This is a genomic window from Curtobacterium sp. MMLR14_010 (genome assembly GCF_001865015.1).
Lineage (GTDB): Bacteria > Actinomycetota > Actinomycetes > Actinomycetales > Microbacteriaceae > Curtobacterium.
The window spans coordinates 223,824-249,132 of record NZ_MJGV01000002.1; the positions used below are offsets into that span (position 1 = coordinate 223,824).

The following is a 25,309-nucleotide window of genomic DNA, read 5'->3' on the forward strand; positions in this document are numbered from 1 at the left end:
CCCATGAGCGGCAACCCCTTCTCCGACGCGATCCTCAGCGGGCAGATGCTCGTCGCCCTCCCGGTGGCGCTGCTCGCCGGGCTCGTGTCGTTCCTGTCGCCGTGCGTCCTGCCGCTCGTCCCGGGGTACCTCGGGTACGTCAGCGGCATCGCCGACGCCGGTCGTCGGGGTCGCGGACGCGTCGTCCTCGGGGTGCTGCTCTTCGTCCTCGGGTTCACCGCGGTGTTCGTGGCCTACACGACCGTCTTCGGCGCACTCGGCTTCTGGCTGGTGCGCTGGCGCGACGTCATCACGCAGGTCCTCGGCGTCGTGGTGATCCTGATGGGCCTGGTGTTCATCGGCCGGTTCACCTTCCTGCAGCGCTCGCTGAAGCCCGCGTGGACCCCCGCGACCGGGCTCGTCGGCGCACCGCTGCTCGGCGTCGTGTTCGGCCTCGGCTGGACCCCCTGCCTCGGCCCGACGCTCGCCGCCATCAACCTGCTCAGCGTGCAGTCCGGCAGCGCCTGGCAGGGCATGTGGCTCGGCGTCGCCTACTGCCTCGGGCTCGGCATCCCGTTCCTGCTCGTCGCCCTGGGCGCCGGGTGGGCGGCCGGAGCGATCCGCGTCGTGAAGCGCCACATGCGCACCGTCAACATCATCGGAGGAGCGATCCTGATCGTCATCGGTCTGCTCATGGTCACCGGCATCTGGTCGGCCGTCATGTCGAGCGCCGGGGCGGTGATCCAGAGCTTTGTCCCCGCGGTCTGACCCCACGAACGACACCACGAACACCGACACCGTCGGCACGGACGAGTCCGGCGCCGACGTCGCCTCCGACCCGCAGCGACCGTCCGACCACGTCGACGGCACCGCACAGGCACCGTCGGACGGCGTGAACCAGCCGAAGCTCGGCCTGCTGGGCTACGTCCGGTTCTTCTGGCGCCAGCTCACGAGCATGCGCACGGCACTGTTCCTGCTGATGATGCTCGCCCTCGCGGCGATCCCGGGGTCGCTCGTCCCACAGCGCACGGCCGACCCGAACGGCGTCGTGCAGTACAAGGTCGACCACGCCACGCTCTACCCGATCCTCGACAAGCTCCAGGTCTTCGACACCTACACGTCGGTGTGGTTCTCGGCGATCTACCTGCTCCTCTTCGTCTCCCTCATCGGCTGCATCGTGCCCCGCACTCGGCACCACTGGCAGGCACTCCGCACCCGTCCGCCGAAGACCCCTGCCCGACTGACGCGACTGGCCGGCTTCCGCAGCGCGGCCGTGCAGCGGGACACCCTGACGGACGGCGGCAGCGGGACGGACGCGGCCACGAGCCTCCCGTCGGTGGACCACGCGATCACGCGCGCGACGGCGATCCTGAAGCGTTCCGGGTACCGGGTCGAGCGCTTCGGCGACTCGGTCAGCGCGGAGCGCGGGTACCTCCGCGAGACCGGCAACCTCGTGTTCCACGCCGCGTTGGTCGGGGTCCTGGTGGCCGTCGGCATCGGCGGCGGGTTCGGGTTCACCGGGCAGCGGCTGCTGGTGGAGGGCCAGACGTTCTCCAACGTCCTCGGGTCCTACGACTCGGTCAACCCGGGTCGCTGGTTCCAGCAGACCGACCTCAAGGGCTACAACCTCACGCTCGACAAGTTCGTCACGAAGTACGAGGAGCGGAACCTCAACGCCCTCGGGCAGGCGCTCGACTACTCCGCGACGGTGACCAGTCAGGAGAAGGGCGGCACCCCGAAGACGTCGCGGCTCGGCGTGAACGACCCGCTGTCGATCGGCGGGACGAACGTCTACCTCCTCGGCAACGGCTACGCGATGCAGGTGACCATCCGCGACGGCGAGGGCAACGAGGCACTGACGGACACCGTGCCGTTCCTGCCGCAGGACGCCAACTACACCTCGCTCGGCGTCATCAAGGTCCCCGACGCGAAGCCCGACCAGCTCGGCATCCGCGGCTTCTTCTACCCGACCGCGGTGAAGAACGCGCGGGGTGCGTTCACCTCGAACTACCCCGACACCGAGAACCCGCTGCTGACGCTGCAGGTGTACACGGGCGACCTCGGGCTGGACGACGGCGTGCCCCGCAGCGTGTACTCGCTCGACACCACCGGCCTGAAGCAGATCGCGGGGACGGACGCCGACACGGCGAGCCTCGAGCTGAAGCCGGGGCAGACCAAGACGCTGCCGGACGGTGCCGGGTCGATCACGTTCGACGGCGTCAAGCGGTACGTGTCGCTCGACGTCCACCACGACCCGTCCCAGCTGTGGGTCGGCGGGTTCGCGATCCTCAGCGTCCTCGGGCTGCTGACGTCGCTGTTCGTCCCGCGCCGACGCGTGTGGGTCAAGGCGGTGCCCAGGACGGGTGCCGACCAGGGCGAGTACGACCTCGAGTACGCGGGTCTGGCCCGCGGCGAGGACCCCAACCTCGAGCGCGCCGTCGCTGAGATCGCCAACCGACACTTGTCGGACCTCGGAGTTAGGATGCCCTCGTGAATGACATGACTGCGAACCTCGCGACCTACTCGGTCGTCCTCACGTACTCGGCGATGGCCGTGTACGTGATCGCGTTCATCTCGTTCGCGCTGGACATGGCCAAACGCTCCGGTGACGTCCGCGTCGCCGAGGGCGCCGGCGCCGGGGTCGACACCGCCGCAGCGGGCGCAAAGCGTCAGGCCAAGAGCGTCGCCACCGTGCAGGGCGGCACCGTCGTGCTCGAGCGCGTCGAAGCCCCCGTCAAGTCCGGCTCCGGTCGCGGCGGTGGCTCGCGGTTCGAACGCGTCGGCATGGCGATGACGATCCTCGCGCTCGTGCTGCACGTCGGGGCGGTCGTCCTCCGGGGCATCGCGGCGGACCGTGTGCCGTGGGGCAACATGTTCGAGTTCTCCCTCACGGGCACGGCGCTGATCATCGCGATCTTCCTGCTCGTGCAGCTCTGGCAGAACCTGAAGTTCCTCGGCGTCTTCATCACCGGCCTGACGATCATCCTGCTCGGCATCGCGACGGTGAACTACTACGTCCCCGTCGTCCCGCTGCAGCCTGCCCTGCAGTCGTACTGGCTCGTCCTGCACGTGTTCGTCGCCATCTCCGGCACCGGGTTCTTCGCGCTGGGCGCGGGACTCGCGGTGTCCCAGCTCGTCCAGACCTACCGGCTCGGGCACAGCGGCGCGGCGAAGAAGCTCCGCTTCATGGAGACGCTGCCCGACGCCGACCGGCTCGAGGTCCTGACCTACCGCGTCCTGCTCGTCGGCTTCGTGCTCTGGACCTTCACCCTCATCGCCGGTGCCATCTGGGCCGAGCGTGCCTGGGGTCGCTACTGGGGCTGGGACACGAAGGAAGTCTGGACGTTCATCATCTGGGTCATCTACGCGGGCTACATCCACGCCCGTGCGACCCGCGGCTGGCGTGGGGCTCGGTCGTCCTGGCTGGCGCTCATCGGCTTCGGCGCCGTGATGTTCAACTTCTCGGTCGTCAACGTGTTCTTCAAGGGGCTGCACAGCTACTCCGGGCTGTGATTCGCCGCTGACGCGTCCTCCCAGGAGGCCCGGTGCAGGTCCGCCTCGCACCGGGCCTCCGGTGCGTCCGGGGTCTCGGGCCCGCGGGGTCCGGCGTCTCGGGTCCGGCGCCTGGCGCCCGGAGACCCCGCGCCGAGCGGTCACGACACCCCGTCGGTCGTTGGCCGACCGGTCGTAGACCGTCGGTCCGCGGGCGCTGGACCGACGGTCCGCGACCGCTCGGCGGACCTGAGCGGGGTGTCGTGACCGCTCGCGCGGTCCGCGGGGCGGGGCGGGAGCCAGCGCGCGGAGCGCGCACGCCGTCGCGCCGCGCGAGCGCGCCGCGCGCTACGCGCCGGCGAGCAGCGCGTGCACGCGCTCCAGCCGGGCACGCCACCACGCAGCGCGCTCGGGCGGGGCACTGAACCGGGCCACGAGCTCGGGCGAGACGTCGACGCGACGGACGGCGATCCTCCCGGCCGTGGGCAGGAGCGGCGCCGAGGTGACGTCCCCCTCGAACATCACGGCGGTCCCGAGCCCTGCGGCGTAGCCCGGGGACATCGCCGACGCGGCGAGGAACGCCCCCATGCCGAGCCCGACCGACGTGTCGAGCGCACTGGACACCACGCAGGGCAGTCCCGCCTCGGCGATGACGGCCTGCGCGGCGGTGATGCCGCCGAGGGGCTGCGCCTTGACGACGAGGACGTCGGCGGCGCCGGCCCGGGCGACGGCGAGCGGGTCCGAGGCTCTGCGAACGCTCTCGTCCGCGGCGATCCGCACGCCGAGGCCCTCGATGCGGCGTCGCAGCGCTGCGAGTTCAGGGACCGTGCGACACGGCTGCTCGGCGTACTGCAGGTCGAGGGGCGCGAGACGTTCCAGCGCGACGACGGCCTCGTCCACGCTCCACAGCCCGTTGGCGTCCACGCGGACCGCGGCGTCCGGGCCCATCACGCGCCGGACCTCGGCGACCCGCGCGACGTCGTCCTCGACGGTGGTGCCGGGTTCGGCGACCTTGACCTTCGCGGTCGTGCACCCGGGGTACCGAGCGAGCAGGTCCGCCACTGCCGACGGTGCGATCGCGGGCACGGTGGCGTTGACCGGCACGGAGTCAGCGGCGGGCTCGTGCGTCGTCCAACCGAAGTCGATCGCGGCGCGCAGCCAGGCAGTGGACTCGTGGTCGTCGTACTCGACGAACGGCGAGAACTCGGTCCAGCCGGCCGGGCCGCGGAGGACGAGGGCCTCGCGGACGGTGATCCCGCGGAACCGGACGCGCATCGGGAGGGCGACCACGTGCGCATCGGCGAGCAGGTCGGTGAGAGCAGGAAGGGACGGGAGCACGCGCCCATCCTCCCAGCGTCGAACCGTCCGGGTGTGGTGCGGACGAGCAGGTCCGGACGCTGTCCGTCGCCCCTCCACTGCTGCCCAGCGGACCTCCTGGTTCCTCGGAGGGGACCGCCAGCGCAGGGCATTAGCATGCATCGGTCGGCCTCGGTCGGCCGCGGCCATGACGACAGAAGGAGGCTCCGTGACGCCAGATCCGCACCAGCGGTCGTCACGAAGCCCGTCGTCGTCCCGGGCAGCGAAGGCCCCGACGTCCGCTGCGAAGACGCAGGCGGCAGCGCGGGCCGCAGCGGCGAGGACCCGGCCCTCCTCGGGCAGCGATGAGTTCGCGCGGCTGATGCGGAACAACACGGTCGACGTCCGCCAGCAGCAGGCGTCAGCCCGGCAGCGGCGCAGGAGCCCCCTGGCCGGCAAGCTCGCCCTCGGGCTCGCGGTCGTCTCAGCGGCGGTGGACGCCAGCGCGTTCGCGGTCTACATGGGCGGCGACACCACGTTCGCGTTCGGCATCTGCTTCGTCGTCGTGTTCCTGACGCTGATCGCCGCGATCCTCGGGTTCATCGCCGCCGTCGGGGGACTCGGCCGCTGGTACGGCGCGATCGGTGTCGTCCTGGCGTTCTTCGCCAACCCGGTGATCCTCATCGTGCTCGTCGTCATGGTCGCCCCGGAGCTCCTGACCGACATGAGCGCGTAGCGCCGCAGCACCGCAGCAGTACGTTGGGAGCATGCCCGCTCCCGTCTCCGACCTGTTCGACCCCGACGTCTGGACCGAGGCCCCCGTGGCCGCCTCGTTCACGGACATCACCTACCACAAGCACGTCGACCGCGGCATCGTCCGAGTGGCCTTCGACCGGCCCGAAGTCCGCAACGCCTTCCGTCCGCGCACCGTGGACGAGCTGTACCGGGCCCTCGACGACGCGCGCCAGGACCCCCGCGTCGGCGTCGTCCTGCTCACCGGCAACGGCCCGAGCCCGAAGGACGGCGGCTGGGCGTTCTGCTCCGGCGGCGACCAGCGCATCCGTGGCCGGAGCGGCTACCAGTACGTCGGCGACGAGGGCGCACCGCCGGAGGGCGTCGACCCCGCGGCCGCCCAGGCCTCGATGGGCCGCCTGCACATCCTCGAGGTCCAGCGCCTCATCCGGATGATGCCGAAGGTCGTCGTCGCCGTGGTGCCGGGCTGGGCAGCCGGTGGCGGGCACTCCCTGCACGCGATCTGCGACCTCACGATCGCGAGCGCCGAGCACGGGAGGTTCAAGCAGACCGACGCCGACGTGGGCTCGTTCGACGGCGGGTACGGCAGCGCCTACTACGCCAAGCAGATCGGCCAGAAGCTCGCGCGCGAGGTCTTCTTCCTCGCCGAGGAGTACTCGGCCCGGCGCGCGTACGAGATGGGCGCCGTGAACAAGGTGGTGCCGCACGCCGACCTCGAGCGCGAGGCGATCCGCTGGGGCGAGACCATCCTCGGCAAGTCCCCGACCGCGATCCGGATGCTCAAGTACGCCTTCAACGCGGTCGACGACGGGCTGGTCGGCCAGCAGGTCTTCGCCGGTGAGGCCACCCGCCTGGCGTACGGCACGGACGAGGCCGTCGAGGGCCGCGACTCCTTCCTCGAGAAGCGCGCCCCCGAGTGGACGTCCTTCCCCTGGCATTACTGATGCCCCGTCCGCTGGTCGCGCTGGACGCGTCCGACCCGCTGGCCGTGCTGCGCGGCCTGGAGGCTGCACTCGCCGGCGGCCCCGCCCTGCTCCCCGTCGACCAGGAGGCCCCGGCGCTGCCGACACCGCCACCGGCCGACGTGCAGCAGCGGGTCGCCCTCGTCGTCACCACGAGCGGGTCCACCGGCACCGGCAAGCGGGTGGCGCTCTCCTCGGAGGCGCTCCTCGCCGGAGCCGCCGCCGCCGACGCGGCGCTCGGCGGACCGGGCGGGTGGGTGCTCGCGCTGCCGACGCACTACATCGCGGGCCTCAACGTCCTGACGCGGTCGATCACGGCGGGCACGGCCCCCAGCGTCGTGGCGCCGGGGCACTTCGCGGCGGCAGCGTTCGTGGACGCGGCCGAGCGGCTCGTCACCGGGCCGGCGGCACCGCGGCGGTACACGTCGCTCGTCCCGGTGCAGCTCGCCCGGGTGCTCGACGACCCGCGGGCCGCACGCGCACTCGCCGGCTTCGACGCGGTCCTCGTCGGTGGGCAGTCGACCCCGGCGCCGCTCCGGGCCCGAGCGGTCGCGGCCGGCGTCCGGATCGTCACCACGTACGGCGCCAGCGAGACGAGCGGTGGCTGCGTCTACGACGGCGTGCCGTTCGGGACCGTCCGGGCCGAGGTGGTCGACGGCGAACTGCAGCTCGCCGGCCCGATGCTCGCCGAGGGCTACCTCGGGGACGACGACCGGACCGCGTCGACCTTCGTCGTACGCGACGGCCTGCGGTGGTACCGCACGGGGGACGCGGCCGAGGTCGAGGACAACCGCGTCCGGGTGCTCGGTCGGCTCGACGACGTCGTGATCACCGGCGGGGAGAAGGTCCCGCTCGGGGCCGTCGAACGACTCGTCCGGGAGCTCCCGGGCCAGGACGGCGCGGTCGTGACACGACGATCGTCGGGGGAGTGGGGCGAGGTCCCCGTCGTCGTGACGGCTGAGCCGATCGACCTCGAGCTGGTCCGCGAACACGTCGGGAACGCCCTCGGTCGAGCCGCACGACCCGCGGCCGTGGTGCTCGTCGACGCGGTGCCGATGCTCGCGTCCGGCAAACCCGACCGTCGGGCCGTCCGCGCCGTCGCCGATCCGGACGTCTGACGCCGGTACGATTGACGGTCGTGGCACGAGCGAAGAACACGACCCAGAAGAAGGGCCGCTCCGGCAACCCGGCGAAGGCCGCGGGACCGGCACGGACGAAGCGACGCGCGACCGCGAGCGACTGGATCGGGGGTGCCCGCCTCCGCACCCTGACGCTCGGCGTCGTCCCGGTGGTCCTCGGCACCGCCGTCGGCTTCGTGGACAGCGGCACGACCGGGGACTTCGGCTCCTGGCTGCAGCGGGACGGCCACCTCACGCTGGCGATCCTGGCGCTGCTCGTCGCGCTGTTCCTGCAGATCGGCGTGAACTACAGCAACGACTACTCGGACGGCGTCCGGGGCACCGACGAGTTCCGTGTCGGACCCGCTCGTCTCACCGGAGCCGGACTCGCCGCCCCGCGGACGGTGCTCACCGTCGCGCTGACGTTCTTCGGGCTGGCAGCGGTCGCCGGCATCGTCATCGTGGTGATCACGCAGCTGTGGTGGCTCCTGATCGTCGGCGCGGCCGCGATCGTCGCCGCGTGGTTCTACACGGGCGGCAAGAAGCCGTACGGGTACAACGCCCTCGGCGAGGTCTTCGTGTTCGTCTTCTTCGGCCTGGTCGCGGTGCTCGGCACGGAGTACGTCCTGATCCGCGAGGTCACGACCAGCGGCTGGGCAGCTGCCGTCGCAGCGGGCTTCTTCGCCTGCGCGGTGCTCATGGTAAACAACATCCGCGACATCGACGAGGACCGGCTCGCCGGCAAGCGCACCCTGGCCGTCCTGCTCGGACGCCCCATCGCCCGCACGCTGTACGGCGTCTTCCTGCTGCTGCCGTACGTCGTGCTGCTCTGGTTCGTGCTGCTGTACTTCCGGTCCGGGTTCACGTACTTCACGCTGCTGCTCGCGCTGCCGGCGCTGCTCATCGGCGTGACGTCGAGGAAGCCGCGCGAGCTCATCACCGCGCTGCAGCTGTCGTCGTTCTCGGCGCTGGCGTACGGCGTCGTGCTCGCGATCACCCTGGCCGTTCAGCCGTAGCGACCCGGGCCGGCGCTCAGTCGGCCGCGGGGTGGTCCCGGCGCTCGGCGTGCCGTTCGGCGTCCGACACGGGCCGCACCACGGGGGCGTCGGTGTCCTCGGCGTCGACGAAGTCGTCCTCGAAGTCCGCGTCGGCATCGTGCTCCGGGCGCACCCGACGTGTGGCCAGGCTCGTGGTCACCTGGTGTCGGAGCCGGGGCAGCGCGATGTAGGACACGAGCAGTCCGATGAGGGCCGCGCCGATGGTCGCCCAGTACCAGGGCAGCCCCACCACGAACAGGACGACGAGCGCCGCCGCGAAGATGCCGAGCCGGGCGAGGGTGTACACGAGCCACGCTTTCACGCGGCAAGTCTACGGACGCCCGACCATGAGTCGGGTCACAGAATCCCGACCTAGACTCCCCGCATGGTCCGTCTCTGGCTCGTCGTCGTCGTCGCCGCCGTGGCGTTCACGGTCTACGCGGTCATCGACTGCGCGACCATGCCGCGGCCGCGCATCCGGTCCCTGCGACGCGGACTGTGGATCCTGCTGATCGTCATCCTGCCGGTGCTCGGCGCGGTCCTCTGGTTCCTGCTCGGTCGTGCGCCCGCCGCCCCCGAGCGCGTCGCCCGGTACCGTGGTCCCGAAGACGACCCGGACTTCCTCGGCGAGCAGGCTCCCGAGCGGCCCCGCATGGACAAGGACCAGGACGACGTCACCCTCCGAGATCTCGAAGACCAGTTCCACGACACCGACGACGACGGCCGCTCCGATCGCTGACGGTCCCGGGCCCGCAACGGGCACGGGCTCGGGCAGTCCGGCGTCGGACTTCGCCCTCGCGATGCTGCAGGAGTTCGCACGCGCCGGGGTCACCGACGTGGTGGTCAGCCCCGGGTCCCGGTCGCAGGCCCTCGCCCTCGCCGCGGTCGCCCTCGAGCGCGCCGGCGGCATCACCGTGCACGTGCGGCTCGACGAGCGGACGGCCGGGTTCTTCGCGCTCGGGCTCGCCGTCGAGAGCGGTCGTCCCGCGGCCATCGTGACGACCTCGGGCACGGCGGTCGCGAACCTGCACCCCGCCGTCCTCGAGGCCCACCACTCCGGTGTGCCGATGATCGTCCTGTCCGCCGACCGGCCCGGGGAGCTCCGCGGCATCGGCAGCAACCAGACCACCGTGCAGCCGGGGATCTTCGCGTCGGCAGTGTCCTTCGTGCGCGAGGTCGAGGCCCCCACCGCCCACGGCGTCGACGCCTCCACCCGCCAGACCCTGCGCGAACTCGTCCGCCAGACCGTGGCCGCCGCTGCCGGACACACCGGGCAGCCGGGTCCGGCGCAGCTCGACGTCGCCTTCCGCGAACCGCTGTCGGCGACGCTGACCGACGTCGAGGGCGTGCCGGACGAGGAGATCGACCTCGACTTCGCCCGACGCCGTGTCCACACCGGGCTGCCCGTCGCGGAGCTCACGCCGGACGACGACCCCGCCACCGTGGTGATCGCCGGGCACGACGCCGGCGAGGACGCCGAACGGATCGCGTGGGAGCTCGGTGCGCCGCTGCTCGCCGAGGTGTCGAGCGGGGCGCGCTTCGGGCGGAACCTCGTCGTCGCCTACCGCGAGCTCCTCCGCGACCCCGACTTCGGCGGACGCGTCCGCCGCGCCGTCGTGCTCGGCCACCCGACGCTCTCCAGGGAAGTGCCTGCGCTCCTGCAGCGCGCCGACGTCGAGGTGGTGACGGTCCGCGGGGCGGGAGCCGACCCGTTCGACCCGAGCCGAGCCTCCCGGCTGGTCGCCGACGTCCGCGTGACGGGCCGGACCGCGCCGACGCACCGCGCGTGGGTCGGTCGCTGGGTCGCCGCCAGCCGGACCGTGCTCGGGGACGGCGACGCCGGTCCCGACCTCGACGCCAAGCGGTCCGAGGACCGCGCCGAGCGCAACCGGTTCCTCAAGGACGAGGTCGCGCTGCGCCGCCGGCCCGTCGACCGCGACATGCTCGCCGAGGCCGTCTGGGGTGTGACGTGGCCGCACGACCGGCTCGTCCTCGGCGCCTCGCAGATCATCCGGGTCGCCGACGCCCAGGTGCTGGGCAAGAAGATCAGCGTGCACGCCAACCGTGGGCTCGCCGGCATCGACGGCACCGTCTCGACGGCGCTCGGCATCGCTGCGGCGCTCGAGAGCACGTCCGCGGCGGTCGGCACGACGCGTGTCCTGCTCGGCGACCTGACCCTGCTACACGACGTGGGCGCGTTCGTCACCGGCACCCACGAGCCCACCCACCGCGTCCAGGTGATCGTCGGCAACGACGACGGCGGCGCGATCTTCCGCGGGCTCGAGGTCGCCGAGACGACCCCGCCCGAGGACATGGCCCGCATGATGACGACGCCGCAGCACGTCGACGTCGAGCGTGTCGTCACGGGACTCGGGTGGGAGTACCGCCGGGCCGCGACGTGGGGCGACCTCGAGCGCGTCCTCACCGACCCCGCCGAGCGCGTGGTCATCGAGGTGCCGCTGGCCGACTGACGCGCGGGCTGACGCTCGTGGCGGGGCTCGTGGTGCGAGGTTGGCCACTCGGTGCGCGCCCGTGTGCTCGCACGGGGTGCGGGACCTCGCACCGACCGGCGGACCGCGCACGGTGCGGCGCGGCTTGCGCCGCTGCGGACGGGAGGCTCGGTGCCGGTCCGGAACCGAGCCTCCCGTCCGGTGGTGCGTGCGTCCGCGCGTGGTGCGAGGGTGCCCACCCCGTGCGCGCCTGTCGGCCCGCACGGGGTGACCGAGCTCGCACGAGCCGAGGAACCGGGCACGGTGCGAGGCGGCTGGCGCGCCCCGCCGCTACGCGAGCGCGTCGCGGATGGGGCGGAACTTCAGCGCCGTCTCGGCGACCTCGCGCTCCGGGTCGGACCCCGCGACGATGCCGGCGCCCGCCCACGCGGTGACGGTGCCGTCCTCGTCGATTTGGGCACTGCGGAGCGCGAGCATCCACTCGCCGTCCCCGGACGCGCCGAACCAGCCGACCGGACCGGCGTAGCGACCGCGGTCTCCGCCCTCGAGCTCGGCGACGAGCCGGACGGCGACGTCCGTCGGGGTGCCGGCCACGGCGGCTGTCGGGTGCAGCGCGTCGGCGACGTCGAGCGAGGTGGTGCCGACCGGCAGCGTCGCCTGGACGTCGCTGGCGAGGTGCCAGAGGTTCGGCAGCTGCAGGCGGAAGGGCTCGGGGTCCACGCGGAGGTCGGCGGCGAGGGGCCGCAGGGCGTCGACGAGGCTCGCGATGGCGAAGGCGTGCTCCTGGACGTCCTTCGCGCTGGCGGCCAGGGCCTCGGCCGCCGCACGGTCGGACACCGGGTCGCTGCCCCGTGCGGCACTGCCGGCGAGCACCCGTGCGGTCAGCCGGGTGCCGTCGGTGCGGGCGAGGGTCTCCGGGGTCGCGCCGACGAGTCCGTCGACGGCGAACGTCACGCACTGCGGGTACGTCGCGGCGAGGTCGAGCAGGAGGGCGCGGCGATCGGCTCCGGCGGGCAGCGTCCCCACGAGGTCGCGGGCCAGGACGACCTTGCGGGCGTCGCCGGCGGTGATGCGTCGGACGGCCTCGGCGACCGAGGCGGCGTAGGCGTCCTCGTCGATGCGGCCGGGGCCGAGCGCGACGGAGAGGTGACCGCCGACCTGGGGGACCGGGACGGACGTCCTGGTGAAGGCGAGCGGCTCCGGGTCGACGGTGGTGTCGACCGCGGTCAGCCAGGCCTTGCCGCGCCGACGTCCGACGACGACCCGCGGGACGATGAGCACGCTCGTTGCGGCGGAGTCGTCGGCGAAGGCGAACGAGCCGAACGCGACGAGCCCGGAGCCGCGGAGCTGCACGGGGTCGTCGACCACCGCGGTCGCGACGATCGAGCGCCAGACGCGGGCGGCGTCGCGCATCCGCTCGGGACCGGAGAACTCGTACCGCGCTGCTTCGCCGATGCCGACGATGCCGTCCCCGTTGCGCACGAACGCGAGCGGCTGGTCGGGGAGCGTGTGGCGGAGCACGGCGCCCGGGTCGTCGAGGATCCGGGTCGAGACCGTGAGCGGCGGGGCCGCCGTGGCGGATCGGGACACGCTCTGATCGTACGCGCCGGGCAGGCCCTGGGCCGACTCGCCGCACGTCCCGGGAACGCACGGCACGGCCCTCTAGGATTGGTCCCGTGAGCAGAGCGGACATGCAGAAGCGGCCGGACGAGGTGGCGGCCATGTTCGACGACGTCGCGGAGAAGTACGACCTGACGAACGACATCCTCTCCGCCGGCAACGCCCCGCTGTGGCGGGTCGCGACCGTACGCGCCGTCGACCCCCAGCCGGGCGAACGCGTCCTCGACATCGCCGCGGGCACCGGCACGAGTGCCGCGGTGCTCGCCAAGAAGGGCGCCGAGGTCACGGCGCTCGACCTCTCCGCCGGCATGATCGCGGTCGGACGGCAGCGCCACCCCGAGATCATCTTCGTCGAGGGCGACGCCGAACACCTGCCCTTCGAGGACGACACCTTCGACGCCGTCACGATCTCCTTCGGGCTGCGCAACGTGAACGACCCGATGCAGGCCCTCGGCGAGATGCTCCGGGTCCTCAAGCCCGGTGGCCGTGTCGTCATCTGCGAGTTCTCCACGCCCCCGCTCGCCGCACTGCGGTTCGGGTACTTCTCGTACCTCAAGCGCGTCCTGCCGGGCATCGCCCGCCTGTCGAGCAGCAACCCCGCCGCCTACCGCTACCTGGCCGAGTCCATCGAGGCCTGGCCCGAGCAGCAGGTGCTCAGCCAGTGGCTGCGCGGCGTCGGCTTCACGATGGTCGCCCACCGCAACCTGACGGCTGGGATCGTCGCGCTGCACCGCGGCCGCAAGCCCGTCGCCGGCACGGTGCGCGAGTCCGCGGCCCGCCGGGCCAAGGCGCGCCGCGACCACCACGCCACCGGCGAGCAGCCGACGGTCGACCACGCCAGTGCCGAGCAGCACGGTACGGGTCAGCCCAGCGCCGACCAGCACGGTGCCGAGCAGCCCAGCGCCGACCAGCACGGTGCCGACCGGCCTGGTGCCGAGTCGGCCGGCAGCTGACCGGTCCCTCCCCCGCACACGGACTTCCCCCGAACACGGAGCACCACTTGAACCCGAGCGTCCCGGTCGCACGCCGCGCACCGAGTCTCCGAGCGTCGCTCGGCATCGGCGAGCGGTTGTTCGCCAGCCCCGCTGAGCGCCGGTTCATCAGCGCCGTGGACGACGGACTCGAACTCGTCGAGCAGGGGCTCGAGGACGCCATGCGCTCCGCTGACACCCTGGCCGACACCACCAGCCGCTACCTGCTCTCCGCGGGTGGCAAGCGGATCCGTCCGACCCTGACTCTGCTCATCGCGCAGCTCGGCAACGGCGTGACCGACCACGTCGTCAAGGCCGCGGTCAGCGTCGAGACGACCCACTTGGCGTCGCTCTACCACGACGACGTCATGGACGAGGCGCCCGTGCGCCGTGGGGTTCCGGCAGCGCACGTGACCTACGGCAACAACGTCGCGATCCTCACCGGGGACCTGCTCTTCGCGCGCGCGAGCCTCATCACCGCCGACCTTGGGCCCGAGGGCATCCGGATGCAGGCCGAGACCTTCCAGCGCCTCTGCATGGGGCAGCTGCACGAGACGACGGGCCCGCAGCCCGAGGACGACCCCGTCGAGCACTACATCCAGGTGCTCAGCGACAAGACCGGTTCCCTCATCGCGACCGCGGCCCGCGCCGGGGTGCTGTTCTCCGGGGCGGACCGCGCCTACCTCGAGGCCGTCGGCACGTTCGGCGAGAAGGTCGGCGTCGCCTTCCAGCTCGTCGACGACGTCATCGACCTCGCCCCGGCGAAGGACAAGACCGGCAAGATCGCCGGCAACGACCTGCGCGCGGGCGTCGACACCCTGCCGCTGCTCCAGCTCCGTCGTCGTGCGGCGACCGAGTCCGGCGCAGCAGCACTGGTGGAGCGCATCGAGCGCGACGTCACCGGCGCCCCCGACGACGCCGTCACCACCGACGTGTACCTGTCCGCCGTCGCTGCCCTGCGTGACCACGAGGCCACCGCGGCCACCCGTGCGCTCGCGGCGCAGTGGGCCGGCGACGCCGTCGTCGCACTCGAACCCCTGCCCGACGGCGTGGTCAAGCGCGCCCTCACCCGCTTCGCGGAGTCCGTCGTGGAGCGCAGCCGCTGACGTCGGCACCACTGCCACACGGACGACGGCGACACCGCCCGTCCCCGGAGCACACCGCTCGAACGAACTGGAGACCCACGTGCCCACCCTCCGCCTCGCCATCGTCGGCGCCGGTCCCGCCGGCATCTACGCCGCGGACATCCTCCTGCGGGAAGCACACGCGTACGACGTGTCCATCGACCTCTTCGAGCAGCTCCCGGCGCCGTACGGCCTGGTCCGCTACGGCGTCGCCCCGGACCACCCCCGCATCAAGGGCATCATCAACGCCCTCCGCGACGTGCTCGACCGCGGGCACATCCGGATCTTCGGCAACGTCGAGTACGGCAAGGACATCACCCTCGACGACCTCAAGAAGCACTACAACGCGGTCGTCTTCTCGACCGGTGCGGTGAAGGACGCCGACCTCGACGTGCCGGGGGTCGAGCTCGAGGGCTCGTACGGCGCCGCGGAGTTCGTCAGCTGGTTCGACGGGCACCCCGACGTCCCGCGCACCTGGCCGCTCACCGCCGAGAGCGTCGCGGTCATCGGCAACGGCAACGTGGCGCTGGACGTCTCCCGCATCCTCGCCAAGCACGCCGACGACCTGCTCCCGACCGAGGTGCCGGACAACGTCTACCAGGGGCTCAAGGCCTCCCCGGTCACGGACGTCCACGTCTTCGGCCGCCGCGGTCCGGCGCAGGTGAAGTTCACCCCGCTCGAGCTCCGCGAGCTCGGCGAGGTCCCGGACGTCGACGTCGTCGTGTACGACGAGGACTTCGACCACGACGAGGCGTCGCTCACGGCGATCCAGACGAACAAGCAGGTCATGGTCATCGACCGCGTGCTGCAGCAGTGGCGCAATCGCGAGGTCGGCACCGCCAGTCGCCGCCTGCACCTGCACTTCTACGCGAAGCCGCTCGAGTTCGTCGGCGACGACCAGGGCCGCGTCGCCGCGATCCGGTACGAGCGCACGCGTCCGAACGGGCAGGGCGGCGTCGAGGGCACCGGTGAGGTCCGCGAGATCCCGATCCAGGCGGCCTACCGCGCCGTCGGCTACTTCGGGTCGCCACTGCCCGGGCTGCCCTTCGACGAGCGTCGCGGCGTCATCCCGAACCACGAGGGCCAGGTCCTCGACGACGACAACCAGCAGATGCCGGGCGTCTACGCGACGGGGTGGATCAAGCGCGGGCCGGTGGGCCTCATCGGCCACACGAAGTCCGACGCGATGGAGACCGTTCAGCACATCGTCAACGACCAGGCCCAGTGGTGGACGCCGGAGGACCCCTCCGACGAGGCCGTCCCGGCCCTGCTCCGCGAGCGCGGGGTGGAGTACACCGACCTCGACGGCTGGCACCGCCTGGACGAGCACGAGATTGCCCTCGGTGCGCCCCACGGCCGTGCCCGCGTCAAGGTCGTCCCGCGCGACGAGATGATCGACGCGTCACTCGGTCGCATCGACGCCGCGCGTCCCGCCGACCAGGTCTGACGCATGACCACCGTGCGCCCCGCCCCGGTCACCCGGGTGCGGGGTGCTCGCCTGTCCGGGGTCGACGTGTCCCGCGCGGTCGCGTTGCTCGGCATGATGGCCGCCCACGTCGGTGGCGTCGCCGATCAGCTCGACTGGTCCGACCCGTCGTCGTGGTCCGCCGTCGTCAACGGCCGGTCGTCGTCGCTCTTCGCCGTCCTCGCGGGCGTCTCGGTCGGCCTGGTCAGCGGGCGCACCACCCCGCCCGGTCCGCCGGAGATCGGTCGCGTCCGCGCACGGCTCGCGGTCCGCGCCGTCCTGATCGTCGTGATCGGGGTGGGGTTGATGCTGCTCGGCACGCCGGTCTACGTCATCCTGCCGACCTACGGCGCCCTCTTCCTGCTCGTCCTGCCCGCGCTCCGCTGGCGCCGGTGGGCGGTGTTCACCGCGGCGGGCGCCTGCGCGCTGCTGTCCGCGCCGTTCGCGATCGCGATCGTCCCCCTGTACGCCGACACCGGGTCCTTCGAGCAGCAGCTCGGCCTGGTCTACCCCGTGGTCACCTTCCTGGCGTACGTCCTGGTCGGGCTCGGGGTCGCCCGGAGCGGTCTGGGCCCACGCCACCGGTTCCCGGGCGACGCGCCAGCGGCGTCCGGGCCGTGCTGGTGGGGAGAGGGTCGGGGCACCCAGGTCGCGCTCCTCGCGTCCGGCGTCGTGGCCGCCACCACCGCCTACGTCGTCGGGACCCTGCTCGCGCCGATCCCGGCCGATGCAGGGAAGGCGTTCCCCGGGGTGCCGTTCGTGTCCGAGGGGTCGACGGCCGGACAGGCCATGGCGCAGGTGTTCCTCTCGCCGCGTGACCACTCGTCCTCGATCGTCGACGTCCTGGGCACGGCCGGGGTGGCGATCGCCGTCATAGGGTTGTGCTCGCTCGTGGTGGACGGCCGCGGGCGCACCGTCCAGCGCATCGCGTTCCCGCTCGTCGCGATCGGGTCGATGCCGCTGTCGATCTACGCGCTGCACCTCATCGTGATCGCCGCCGTGCCCGAGCTGCCGGACGGCCTGGCCACGTGGTGGTGGTTCGCCGTCGGTGCGGCCCTGTTCGCGATGCTCTGGCAGCGGTTCCTCGGGCGGGGGCCGCTCGAACGCCTGGTCGCCCACATCGCGGACACCGTCCGCCGCTGACCGGCACGCGCACGGTGCGAGTCCCTCCGTCCGGTGCGAGGCTGCACACCCCGTGCGAACTCGGAGCGCCGCACCACGTGCGCAACCTCGCACGGCGCGGAGGAAGGCCGCAGCCGGCGCACGCCAGCCGGGGGGAGCCTCCCGGCCGGCGGCTACTGCAGGGCCGCGGTGAGCCGCGCGACGTTGTCGAGCACCTGCGACCGACGCGTCCGACCGAGCCACTCGTCCAGGTCGAGCTCACGGCTCTGCGAGCGGTAGGCGTCCTGCACGCCGCGGAGGGCGTCGACGAACCGCTCACCGCGCACGAGCACCGAGATCTCGAGGTTCAGGCTGAACGAGCGCATGTCCATGTTGCTCGACCCGATGACCGCGACGTCGTCGTCGATCGTGAAGTGCTTGGCGTGCAGGACCGTCGGGGCCTTGTACAGCCAGATCTTCACGCCCGCGCGGAGCAGCCCCTCGTAGTACGACCGCTGCGCGTGCCACGTCATCGCGTGGTCGCCGATCTCGCCCACGAAGAGCTCGACCTCGACCCCGCGCTGCGCCGTCGTCGTGATCGCGTAGAGCATCGAGTCGTCGGGGACGAAGTACGGCGAGGTGATCGACACCCGCTTCTGCGCCGAGTACAGCAGCGCGTTGAACAGGCGCAGGTTGTTCTCACCGTCGAAGCCCGGCCCCGAGGGGACGACCTGGCAGTCCAGCGCGTCGCCGCGGTCGGCACGGTGCACGGGGTCGCTCTCGCGGAGCAGGAGCTCGTCGGTCTCGCTGTACCAGTCGGTGACGAACAGGGCGTTGATCCCCGCGACGACCGGCCCCTCGAAGCGGGCGAACAGGTCCTTGTAGGCCAGGCCCCGCGCGATGTTGCCCTTGAGGTCGTACGACTTGTCGATGAGGTTCTGCGACCCCGTGAAGGCGATGGAGCCGTCGATCACCATGATCTTCCGGTGGTTCCGCAGGTCCGGGCGCTGGAACTTCCCCTGCAGCGGCTGCAGCGGGAGCATCAGGTGCCACTCGATGCCGGCGTCGTCGAGGAACGCGAGGGTGTCCTTGAACGCCGGGTACCCGCGGCTCGCCCAGTGGTCCATGAGGAAACGGACCCGGACACCGCGCGCCTGCGCCCGGGCGAGGGCGTCGAAGAACGGCCGCGTGGTGTCGTCGAGCGTCGCGATGTAGAACTCGACGTGCACGAAGCGCCGCGAACCGTCGATCGCACGGGCCATCTCGAGGATCGCGTCCTCGGAGTCGGGGTAGAGCTCCGCCGAGTTGCCACCCACCAACGGCATCGCGCCGAGCTTCCGGTTCAGCTCCGTGATGCTCTCGAACCACGGCGGCCACGGGTGGTCACGCCGCACGCGCTCGATGCCCTCGGTCTGCTCGAGGATGTACGCGTTGATCTCGGTCTGCTTCTCACGCCGCGCCTTCGGCAGCTTCGTCGACCCGATGATGAGGAAGACGATGAACCCGATGTAGGGGATGAGGAAGATCGCCAACAGCCACCCGGTCGCCGTCTGCGGCTTCCGGTTGATCGGCACGTAGATGATCGCGAACACACGGATCGCCAGGTCCAACAGGACGAGCAGGACGGTCAGGGTGACGGTGAGCCAGTGCTCCACGGGGGCGTCGTGTCGTCAGCGGGTCGGCGCGGGCGGGCGCGTCAGCGGAAGTTGATGAACTGGAGCGGGACGTCGAACTCTTCGCCCTTGAGCAGCTGGATCGTGTTCTGCAGGTCGTCGCGGCTCTTCGAGGACACCCGGAGCTCGTCGCCCTGGATCTGGCTCTTCACGGTCTTCGGGGCCTGCGCCCGGAGGAACGCGCCGATCTTCTTCGCCACGTCCTGCTCGATGCCGTTCTTGAACTTGACCTCGATGCGGAACTCCTTGCCCGAGGCGTAGGGCTCGCCGGCGTCGATGCTCTTCAGGCTGATGCCGCGCTTGATCGCCTTCGACTCGAACACGTCGAGGACGGCCGTGGCGCGCTCCGCGGTGTTCGCCTTGATGAGGACGTCCTCACCGCTGAACGCGATCGAGGCACCGACACCCTTGAAGTCGTAGCGCTGCTCGATCTCCTTCGCGGCCTGGTTGAGGGCGTTGTCCGCCTCCATCTTGTCGACCTTGCTGACCACGTCGAAGGAGCTGTCTGCCATGCCGACCACCCTATCCGGCGACGCCGACCTCGGTTGGTCACGACCACGCTCGGCTGTCCGGTATGCTGTTCTGGCGCCTCCGGTTGGTGATCACACGGGCTGGGTGCGCACATGGCGAGTTACCCAAGCGGCCAAAGGGATCTGACTGTAAATCAGCCGGCGTAGCCTTCGGGGGTTCGAATCCCTCACTCGCCACGTGCCCATGTGCTGAAGAACTCTCTGCGCATGGTGACGACAACGAGCAGGGCCCCGTTCCAGACGGGGCCCTTTCTCATTGGCCCCGTCTCGTACGGGGCCCTTTCTCGTTGGGCCCCGTTCCGACGGGGCCCGTTCTCGTTGGTGCGGTTGGTACCGGGCGTTCGCATTCCGGACGGGAGGCTCGGTGGCGGCTGGCACCGAGCCTCCCGTCCGGTGGTCCTGACCTGAGCACCGGGCGCCGGCCTCCTGGGAGGATCAGCCCATGAGTGCTGCGCCGAACCCGACCGAACTCGCCGACCTCGCCGAGTCCATCGCGACCGAAGCCGCGGCCCTCGCCGCCCGACGTCGAGCCGAAGGCGTCGAGGTCGCCGACCGGAAGTCGAGCATCGCCGACGTGGTCACCGCCGCGGACCAGGAGGTCGAGGACCTCATCCGCTCCCGCATCGCCGCCGCGCGCCCCGACGACGCGTTCTTCGGCGAGGAGACCGGCGCGAGCACCGGCAGCACCGGCATCACCTGGGTGGTCGACCCGATCGACGGCACCGTCAACTACCTCTACGGCAGCCCCGCCTACGCCGTGAGCATCGGCGTCGTCCGCGGCGAACCCGACCCCGCCCGGTGGGAACCCGTCGCCGGCGTCGTCATCGCACCGGCGACCGGGGACGTCTTCCGAGCCGTCGCGGGGGAGCCGGCGACGCTCAACGGCTCACGCCTGAGCGTGTCGGAGCCGACGTCGCTCGCCGAGACCCTCGTGGCCACCGGCTTCGGCTACACCGTCGAACGGCGCCGGGAGCAGGTGGCGGTGCTCGCCGGACTCCTCGGCGACGTCCGGGACATCCGCCGCGGAGGATCCGCCGCGCTCGACTGCTGCGCCGTCGGGGCCGGCACGGTCGACGCCTACTACGAACGGGGCATCAACCCGTGGGACATGGCCGCCGGGTCGATCGTCGCCGTGTGCGCCGGCGCCGTCTCCCGCACGTGGGAGGCCGGCGGCACCCGGTCCTTCCTGTTCGCAGCGCCCTCGGTCGCCGACCAGCTCGAGGCCCTGGTGCGCCGCGCCGAAGCCGACGTCCTCGCCGACTGAACGTCCGTCTGCCCGCGGTGCGCGAGTCGTTGTGGCCCTCGCTCTGGGCTCGGCTGTGGGCATGCCCACGACTGGCGGGAAGCCGAGACCCCTGGTAGCGTCGTCGAGTCCCGTTATCTGCTCGTTACCAACGAGCGCATCTGCCTCGATCAGGATCATCACCGCACGTATGCCCCAGACTCCGCTCTCGCCCGTCGTCCCCGGACGAACCACCACCGACGCAACGGCGCAGTCCCCGCAACCGGCCCCGGTCGCGCACCTGACCCGCCGAGCCCGCATCGAGGCGGAACGCGCGGCAGTGAAGCAGGGCGTCCAGCGCATGTCGTCGTCGGACACCCCCGTGCTGCCCGCCCCGGTCGCCGCCGCCCCGGTCACGCCCGTCGCTGCCGGGTCCGCCGCCGCGATGCCCGTGACGCCGCCGGCTCCCGCGTCCCCGGTCCTGCCGGACTCCGCCTTCGGTCCCGTGACGCCGCCCGCACCGAGCTCGCCCGTCGTCGCACCGACCACGAAGCGTGCCGGCACGCGTCGTCGTACTGCGCCCTCCGCTGCCAAGCCCGCGTCCACCGCGTCTGCGGCGAAGGCACCGGCCGTCCGCGTCGACCGTGCGACCCGCCACCTCGGAGCCGTCGCCCGGCCCGCGGCGACGACCCAGCGCGGGGAAGCGGCCTTCCGCCGCAACGCCTCCCGCGTCACCGCCGTCGGCGCCCTGCTCTTCGCCGCCGGCCTGGTCGTGTCGACCTCCCTGCCCGCGCAGGCGCTGTACACCGCGGAGCCCGGTTCTCCCGTCGCCCAGGCCGCCGCCGCCGGTGACGCCCAGGACTTCCGCTCCGGTGACACCACCACGGGCTCGATCGACCGCGACGCCTACACGGTGACGGCCGCCGCTGCGCAGCCGAAGGTCACGGACCCCTCGTCCTTCACGAACGACCCCGCCGGCACCATCCAGTGGCCGTTCCCCACCGGCGTCCCGATCACCTCCGGGTTCGGCGGACGCCAGGTCGCCGGCTGCTCCTTCTGCTCGACGAACCACCAGGGCGTCGACTTCGCTCCGGGCGCCGGCACCCCGATCCACGTGATCGCCGCCGGCACCGTCGTCAAGGTGCAGGCGAACGACGGCGGCTTCGGCAACGACGTCTGGGTCGAGCACGAGGTCGACGGCAAGCAGTTCACGAGCGTCTACGGCCACATGCTGGACAACTCGTTCCAGGTCATGCAGGGCCAGCAGGTGGAGGTCGGGGACGTCCTCGGGCTCGTCGGCAGCACCGGCAACTCGACCGGCCCGCACCTGCACCTCGAGGTGCACCTGGACGGCGTCCCGGTGGACCCGCTGGCCTGGCTCAAGGCCAACGCGAACTGACCTCAGCGGACGGCACGCCCGGGCGTCGCGGTCGGTTCTGGAGCACCGTCCGGGTTCTGCTATCCTCGTGTGGTGCCGCTCGCGGTACACGCCCCGATAGCTCAGTGGTAGAGCACTTCCATGGTAAGGAAGGGGTCGTCAGTTCAATCCTGACTCGGGGCTCCGACCCGGCGTGAACACAGCGCCGGATCTCTGGCGGGGTAGCTCAGTTGGTTAGAGCACACGACTCATAATCGTGGGGTCGCGGGTTCAAGTCCCGCCCTCGCTACCGCAAGCCCGGCGTCCGCGCCGGGCTTTCGTCGTTCCCGGGGGTGGCGCCGCGCGTTCGCGCCCCGTCGTGCTCATCGCGCCCCGGTGCGCCGGGGCGCGATGCTCGAACCGGGGCGCGGCGCGCCGCCCGCCCGCCCGCCCGCCAGGAGCGTCGCGTGGCGCGGCACCACCAACGTGGGCTCGCGCCACGGACGTCGGTGGCGCGAGCCCACGTTCGTGGTGCGGTGCCGGCGCACACCGCGGACGGACGGGAGGCTCGGTGCCGGACCGCCACCGAGCCTCCCGTCCGTCATCGCGACCAACGGCGCCCCGACTGCCCGCGCTACCGCGCGCGGTCCATGCGCCCCGTGAGCCGGCCCGCCCGCCCGCGCTACCGCGCGCGGTCCACGCGCCCCGTGAGCACACCCGCCGACCGCAGGGCGCCCTCGACCGACGACGTCACCTGCCGCCAGCGCGCCCGTCGTCGCGCCGCACCGATCGACCCGCCGGCGACGGCGGTCCCGTGACCCGCGTGCCGGAGCGTCAGGAGCGAGCGGCACCCGGTCGTGGAGACGACGACCTCGTAGCGGCGGTACTCGCGGGACGGGTGGACCATCGCGCCGAGCAGTGCCGTCAGCACCCGGCTGCCGGACGTGGCGGTGATGGAGCCGGGCAGGGCATCGACGCGGTGTCCGGCGGTGCGGAGCGCGGAGCCGACTGCCTCCAGCGCGGTCAGACGATCGCCGGTGTGGACGGCGAACTCGATCGTGTCCTCCATGGTTCCCCCCAAGAGTCGTCACGACCCGGTCGGCACCGGGCCTGGCGACGTCCCCCGACGCCACCGGAGCCAGGATAACCGATACGTCCTCATGGACTCCAGCGGTGTCCGGGGGCGTCGGTAGACTGCCCGTCGTGTCAGTGAACCCCGAGCTCGTCGGCAGGACGTTCCCGCCGGCCCCGCCCTACCTGGTCGGCCGTGAGAAGGTGCGCGAGTTCGCCCGTGCCACGTTCGCCACGAACCCCGTCCACCACGAGGTCGACGCCGCCCGAGCCGCCGGCCACGACGACGTCGTCGCGCCGGCCACGTTCGCGGTCGTCGTGCAGGAAGCCACCCTCGCGCAGCTCCTCGCGGACCCGGACGCCGGCATCGACTTCTCCCGCGTGGTCCACGGCGAGCAGAAGTTCACGTCCGTCCGGCCGATCGTCGCCGGCGACGAACTCACCGCCACGCTCACCGTCACCAGCGTCAAGACCCTCGGCGGCAACGCGATGGTCACGGCGGAGAGCACCATGACCGACGCCACGGGGGAGCACGTCGTCACGGCGACGTCGACCCTCGTCGTCCGAGGAGACGACGCATGACCACCGACACCACCACCACCGAGGTCGGCACCGTCGTCGCCGAGCGCGAGGTCCACCTCACCCGCGACTCGCTCGTGCGCTACGCGGGGGCCTCCGGCGACTTCAACCCGATCCACTACCGCGACGACGTCGCCGCCTCCGTGGGGCTCCCCGGGGTGCTCGCGCACGGCATGCTCACGATGGGCCTCGCCGTCCAGCCGGTGTCCGAGTGGCTGGGCGACCGCGGCTGGATCGTCTCGTACGGCGTCCGCTTCACCCGTCCCGTCGTCGTCGACCCCGAGCAGGGCGCCACCGTCGGCGTCGTCGCCAAGGTCGGCACCGTCGACGACCAGGGCCGTCCCGCCCGCATCGACCTCACCGTGACCGCCGCCGGGCAGACCGTGCTCGGCAAGGCGCAGGTCACGGTGGCGTTCCACTGACCGTGGCAGCGACGACGCTCGCCGACCTCACCACCCTCGGCGTCGGCGGCGACCCCGGCCGCCTGCTCGTGGCACACACCACCGACGAGCTCGTCGCGCTCACGCAGGACGCCTGGGGCGATGACGAGGACTGGCTCGTGGTCGGTGGCGGCAGCAACCTGCTGGTCGCCGACAGCGGCTTCGACGGCACGGTCGTCCTCGTCCGCACGCGCGGCGTCGAGCACGAGCGCACCGCCGACGGCGTCACCGTCCGCGTCGCCGCCGGCGAACCGTGGGACGCGTTCGTCGCGTCGACCGTCGAGCTCGGCTTCACCGGCCTGGAGGCCCTGAGCGGCATCCCGGGCACCGTCGGTGCGTCCCCCGTGCAGAACATCGGGGCGTACGGGGTCGAGCTCTCCGACGTGCTCACCCGCGTCGAGTTCCTCGATGCGGCCACGGGGGAGCGCGCGTGGCTCGACGCCGCCGAGCTGGAGCTCGGCTACCGCACGAGCACCCTGAAGCACGGGCGCCGCGGCGTCGTGCTCACCGTGGAGTTCGCCCTCGGCACGGACACCGACGGCGGTGTCCCGGTGCGCTACGCCCAGCTGGCCGGGTCACTCGGCGTCGACCTGGGCACACGGGTCGACCCCGCCGTGGTGCGTGCGACCGTGCTGGAGCTGCGCGCGTCGAAGGGCATGGTCCTCGACGCGGCCGACCCGGACACCAGGAGCGCCGGGTCGTTCTTCACGAACCCGATCGTGTCGGCGGGCTTCGCCGAGACCCTGCCGGACGACGCGCCCCGGTGGCCGGCGGGCGACGAGGTCAAGCTCAGCGCCGCCTGGCTCATCGAGCACGCCGGGGTCCACCGCGGGTACGGCATCGCCGGTTCCCGCGCGGGGATCTCGACGAAGCACACGCTCGCCTTGACGAACCGCGGCGGCGCGACCGCCGCTCAGGTCGCGGAGCTCGCCCGGTACGTCCAGGTGAGCGTCCTCAACCGGTTCGGCGTGACGCTCGCCCCGGAACCCGTCGTGGTCGGCGACCTGCTCGCCTGAGCCGCGCCGGGCCTCCCGGTCGAACCGGACCCACCGGTCGCGCCCCCGCAACG

24 protein-coding genes and 3 tRNA genes are annotated in these 25,309 nt (G+C 72.2%); 21 read left to right on the forward strand and 6 right to left on the reverse strand.

The features are described from left to right. The first annotated feature begins 3 nt into the window (after positions 1–3). The 3 genes from BIU98_RS01195 to ccsB are packed head-to-tail and all read left to right on the forward strand — an operon-like array spanning position 4 to position 3,492. Positions 4–747, forward strand: a complete 744-nt coding sequence (locus tag BIU98_RS01195; protein WP_071270121.1) for a cytochrome c biogenesis CcdA family protein — start codon at positions 4–6, stop codon at positions 745–747. Further along, complete coding sequence (locus BIU98_RS01200; RefSeq protein WP_083392855.1) at positions 731–2,473, forward strand: cytochrome c biogenesis protein ResB; 1,743 nt, start codon at positions 731–733, stop codon at positions 2,471–2,473. The genes BIU98_RS01195 and BIU98_RS01200 overlap by 17 nt, the downstream gene beginning before the upstream one ends. Positions 2,474–2,478: 5 nt before the next feature. Beyond that, complete coding sequence (gene ccsB, locus BIU98_RS01205) at positions 2,479–3,492, forward strand: c-type cytochrome biogenesis protein CcsB (protein WP_071270124.1); 1,014 nt, start codon at positions 2,479–2,481, stop codon at positions 3,490–3,492. A 327-nt stretch (positions 3,493–3,819) separates the two neighbouring features. Here ccsB and BIU98_RS01210 read toward each other — a convergent pair whose 3' ends face one another. Next, positions 3,820–4,809: an o-succinylbenzoate synthase gene (locus BIU98_RS01210; RefSeq protein WP_254787751.1), complete on the reverse strand. Its 990-nt coding sequence runs from the start codon at positions 4,807–4,809 to the stop codon at positions 3,820–3,822. Positions 4,810–4,996: 187 nt separating this feature from the next. On the opposite strand from BIU98_RS01210, the gene BIU98_RS01215 reads away from it, so the two are divergent. Genes BIU98_RS01215 through BIU98_RS01230 form a run of 4 tightly spaced genes read left to right on the forward strand, consistent with a single transcriptional unit; the run spans position 4,997 to position 8,616 of the window. Continuing rightward, the gene (locus BIU98_RS01215; protein WP_139200501.1) at positions 4,997–5,503 is read left to right on the forward strand and encodes a hypothetical protein; all 507 of its coding nucleotides are present in this window, start codon (positions 4,997–4,999) and stop codon (positions 5,501–5,503) included. A 31-nt stretch (positions 5,504–5,534) separates the two neighbouring features. Next, a complete protein-coding gene (locus tag BIU98_RS01220; protein ID WP_071270130.1) occupies positions 5,535–6,464 on the forward strand; it encodes a 1,4-dihydroxy-2-naphthoyl-CoA synthase in 930 nt (309 codons plus the stop codon). Beyond that, on the forward strand, positions 6,464–7,600 hold the full coding sequence (locus tag BIU98_RS01225) for an AMP-binding protein (protein WP_071270133.1): 1,137 nt from the start codon (positions 6,464–6,466) through the stop codon (positions 7,598–7,600). Before BIU98_RS01220 ends, BIU98_RS01225 begins: the two co-directional genes overlap by 1 nt. Positions 7,601–7,620: 20 nt before the next feature. Next, positions 7,621–8,616 carry a 1,4-dihydroxy-2-naphthoate polyprenyltransferase gene (locus tag BIU98_RS01230; RefSeq protein ID WP_254787752.1) on the forward strand — a complete coding sequence of 332 codons (996 nt, stop codon included), beginning with the start codon at positions 7,621–7,623 and terminating at the stop codon, positions 8,614–8,616. A gap of 16 nt (positions 8,617–8,632) precedes the next feature. Here BIU98_RS01230 and BIU98_RS01235 read toward each other — a convergent pair whose 3' ends face one another. Beyond that, positions 8,633–8,959, reverse strand: coding sequence for a DUF4229 domain-containing protein (locus BIU98_RS01235; protein ID WP_071270139.1), 327 nt, complete (start codon positions 8,957–8,959; stop codon positions 8,633–8,635). Positions 8,960–9,022: 63 nt separating this feature from the next. Here BIU98_RS01235 and BIU98_RS01240 point away from each other — a divergent pair, with 63 nt between their 5' ends. After that, a complete protein-coding gene (locus tag BIU98_RS01240) occupies positions 9,023–9,376 on the forward strand; it encodes a PLD nuclease N-terminal domain-containing protein (protein WP_071270142.1) in 354 nt (117 codons plus the stop codon). A 61-nt stretch (positions 9,377–9,437) separates the two neighbouring features. After that, complete coding sequence (gene menD, locus BIU98_RS01245; protein ID WP_083392856.1) at positions 9,438–11,108, forward strand: 2-succinyl-5-enolpyruvyl-6-hydroxy-3-cyclohexene-1-carboxylic-acid synthase; 1,671 nt, start codon at positions 9,438–9,440, stop codon at positions 11,106–11,108. A gap of 309 nt (positions 11,109–11,417) precedes the next feature. Here menD and BIU98_RS01250 read toward each other — a convergent pair whose 3' ends face one another. Next, positions 11,418–12,677 carry an isochorismate synthase MenF gene (locus BIU98_RS01250; RefSeq protein WP_071270145.1) on the reverse strand — a complete coding sequence of 420 codons (1,260 nt, stop codon included), beginning with the start codon at positions 12,675–12,677 and terminating at the stop codon, positions 11,418–11,420. A gap of 86 nt (positions 12,678–12,763) precedes the next feature. On the opposite strand from BIU98_RS01250, the gene BIU98_RS01255 reads away from it, so the two are divergent. The 4 genes from BIU98_RS01255 to BIU98_RS01270 all read left to right on the forward strand — a co-directional run bounded on the left by BIU98_RS01255 (position 12,764) and on the right by BIU98_RS01270 (position 17,410). Then, entirely contained in the window at positions 12,764–13,660 is an 897-nt protein-coding gene (locus tag BIU98_RS01255; protein ID WP_083392857.1) for a demethylmenaquinone methyltransferase, read from the forward strand. 47 nt (positions 13,661–13,707) lie between these two features. Next, positions 13,708–14,784 (forward strand): polyprenyl synthetase family protein, encoded by a 1,077-nt coding sequence (locus BIU98_RS01260; RefSeq protein ID WP_071270148.1) that lies wholly within the window; start codon positions 13,708–13,710, stop codon positions 14,782–14,784. 79 nt (positions 14,785–14,863) lie between these two features. Beyond that, complete coding sequence (locus tag BIU98_RS01265) at positions 14,864–16,249, forward strand: FAD-dependent oxidoreductase (RefSeq protein ID WP_071270151.1); 1,386 nt, start codon at positions 14,864–14,866, stop codon at positions 16,247–16,249. A 3-nt stretch (positions 16,250–16,252) separates the two neighbouring features. Beyond that, the gene (locus BIU98_RS01270; protein ID WP_071270154.1) at positions 16,253–17,410 is read left to right on the forward strand and encodes a heparan-alpha-glucosaminide N-acetyltransferase domain-containing protein; all 1,158 of its coding nucleotides are present in this window, start codon (positions 16,253–16,255) and stop codon (positions 17,408–17,410) included. Between the two features lie 152 nt (positions 17,411–17,562). Here the strand turns inward: BIU98_RS01270 and cls are convergent, their stop codons facing one another. Together cls and BIU98_RS01280 are read right to left on the reverse strand one after the other, a co-directional pair. Next, positions 17,563–19,023: a cardiolipin synthase gene (gene cls, locus BIU98_RS01275; protein WP_071270157.1), complete on the reverse strand. Its 1,461-nt coding sequence runs from the start codon at positions 19,021–19,023 to the stop codon at positions 17,563–17,565. Positions 19,024–19,064: 41 nt separating this feature from the next. Then, positions 19,065–19,553, reverse strand: a complete 489-nt coding sequence (locus BIU98_RS01280) for a YajQ family cyclic di-GMP-binding protein (protein ID WP_071270556.1) — start codon at positions 19,551–19,553, stop codon at positions 19,065–19,067. Between the two features lie 113 nt (positions 19,554–19,666). Between BIU98_RS01280 and BIU98_RS01285 the strand changes: the two genes are divergently transcribed. The 5 genes from BIU98_RS01285 (at position 19,667) to BIU98_RS01305 (ending at position 22,460) form a co-directional block, all read left to right on the forward strand. Next, positions 19,667–19,748, forward strand: a tRNA-Tyr gene (locus BIU98_RS01285). 265 nt (positions 19,749–20,013) lie between these two features. Then, complete coding sequence (locus BIU98_RS01290) at positions 20,014–20,835, forward strand: inositol monophosphatase family protein (RefSeq protein WP_071270160.1); 822 nt, start codon at positions 20,014–20,016, stop codon at positions 20,833–20,835. 169 nt (positions 20,836–21,004) lie between these two features. Then, positions 21,005–22,192 (forward strand): M23 family metallopeptidase, encoded by a 1,188-nt coding sequence (locus BIU98_RS19935; protein WP_083392858.1) that lies wholly within the window; start codon positions 21,005–21,007, stop codon positions 22,190–22,192. A 90-nt stretch (positions 22,193–22,282) separates the two neighbouring features. Beyond that, positions 22,283–22,354 (forward strand) — tRNA-Thr (locus tag BIU98_RS01300). Positions 22,355–22,386: 32 nt separating this feature from the next. Beyond that, positions 22,387–22,460 (forward strand) — tRNA-Met (locus BIU98_RS01305). 372 nt (positions 22,461–22,832) lie between these two features. Here the strand turns inward: BIU98_RS01305 and BIU98_RS01310 are convergent. Then, complete coding sequence (locus BIU98_RS01310) at positions 22,833–23,219, reverse strand: hypothetical protein (RefSeq protein WP_071270163.1); 387 nt, start codon at positions 23,217–23,219, stop codon at positions 22,833–22,835. Positions 23,220–23,353: 134 nt separating this feature from the next. Here BIU98_RS01310 and BIU98_RS01315 point away from each other — a divergent pair, with 134 nt between their 5' ends. Genes BIU98_RS01315 through BIU98_RS01325 form a run of 3 tightly spaced genes read left to right on the forward strand, consistent with a single transcriptional unit; the run spans position 23,354 to position 25,256 of the window. Beyond that, on the forward strand, positions 23,354–23,803 hold the full coding sequence (locus BIU98_RS01315) for a MaoC family dehydratase N-terminal domain-containing protein (protein WP_071270565.1): 450 nt from the start codon (positions 23,354–23,356) through the stop codon (positions 23,801–23,803). Next, positions 23,800–24,222, forward strand: coding sequence for a MaoC/PaaZ C-terminal domain-containing protein (locus BIU98_RS01320; protein ID WP_071270166.1), 423 nt, complete (start codon positions 23,800–23,802; stop codon positions 24,220–24,222). The genes BIU98_RS01315 and BIU98_RS01320 overlap by 4 nt, the downstream gene beginning before the upstream one ends. Before the next feature lie 2 nt (positions 24,223–24,224). Then, the gene (locus tag BIU98_RS01325; RefSeq protein ID WP_139200502.1) at positions 24,225–25,256 is read left to right on the forward strand and encodes a UDP-N-acetylmuramate dehydrogenase; all 1,032 of its coding nucleotides are present in this window, start codon (positions 24,225–24,227) and stop codon (positions 25,254–25,256) included. Positions 25,257–25,309 lie beyond the last annotated feature (53 nt).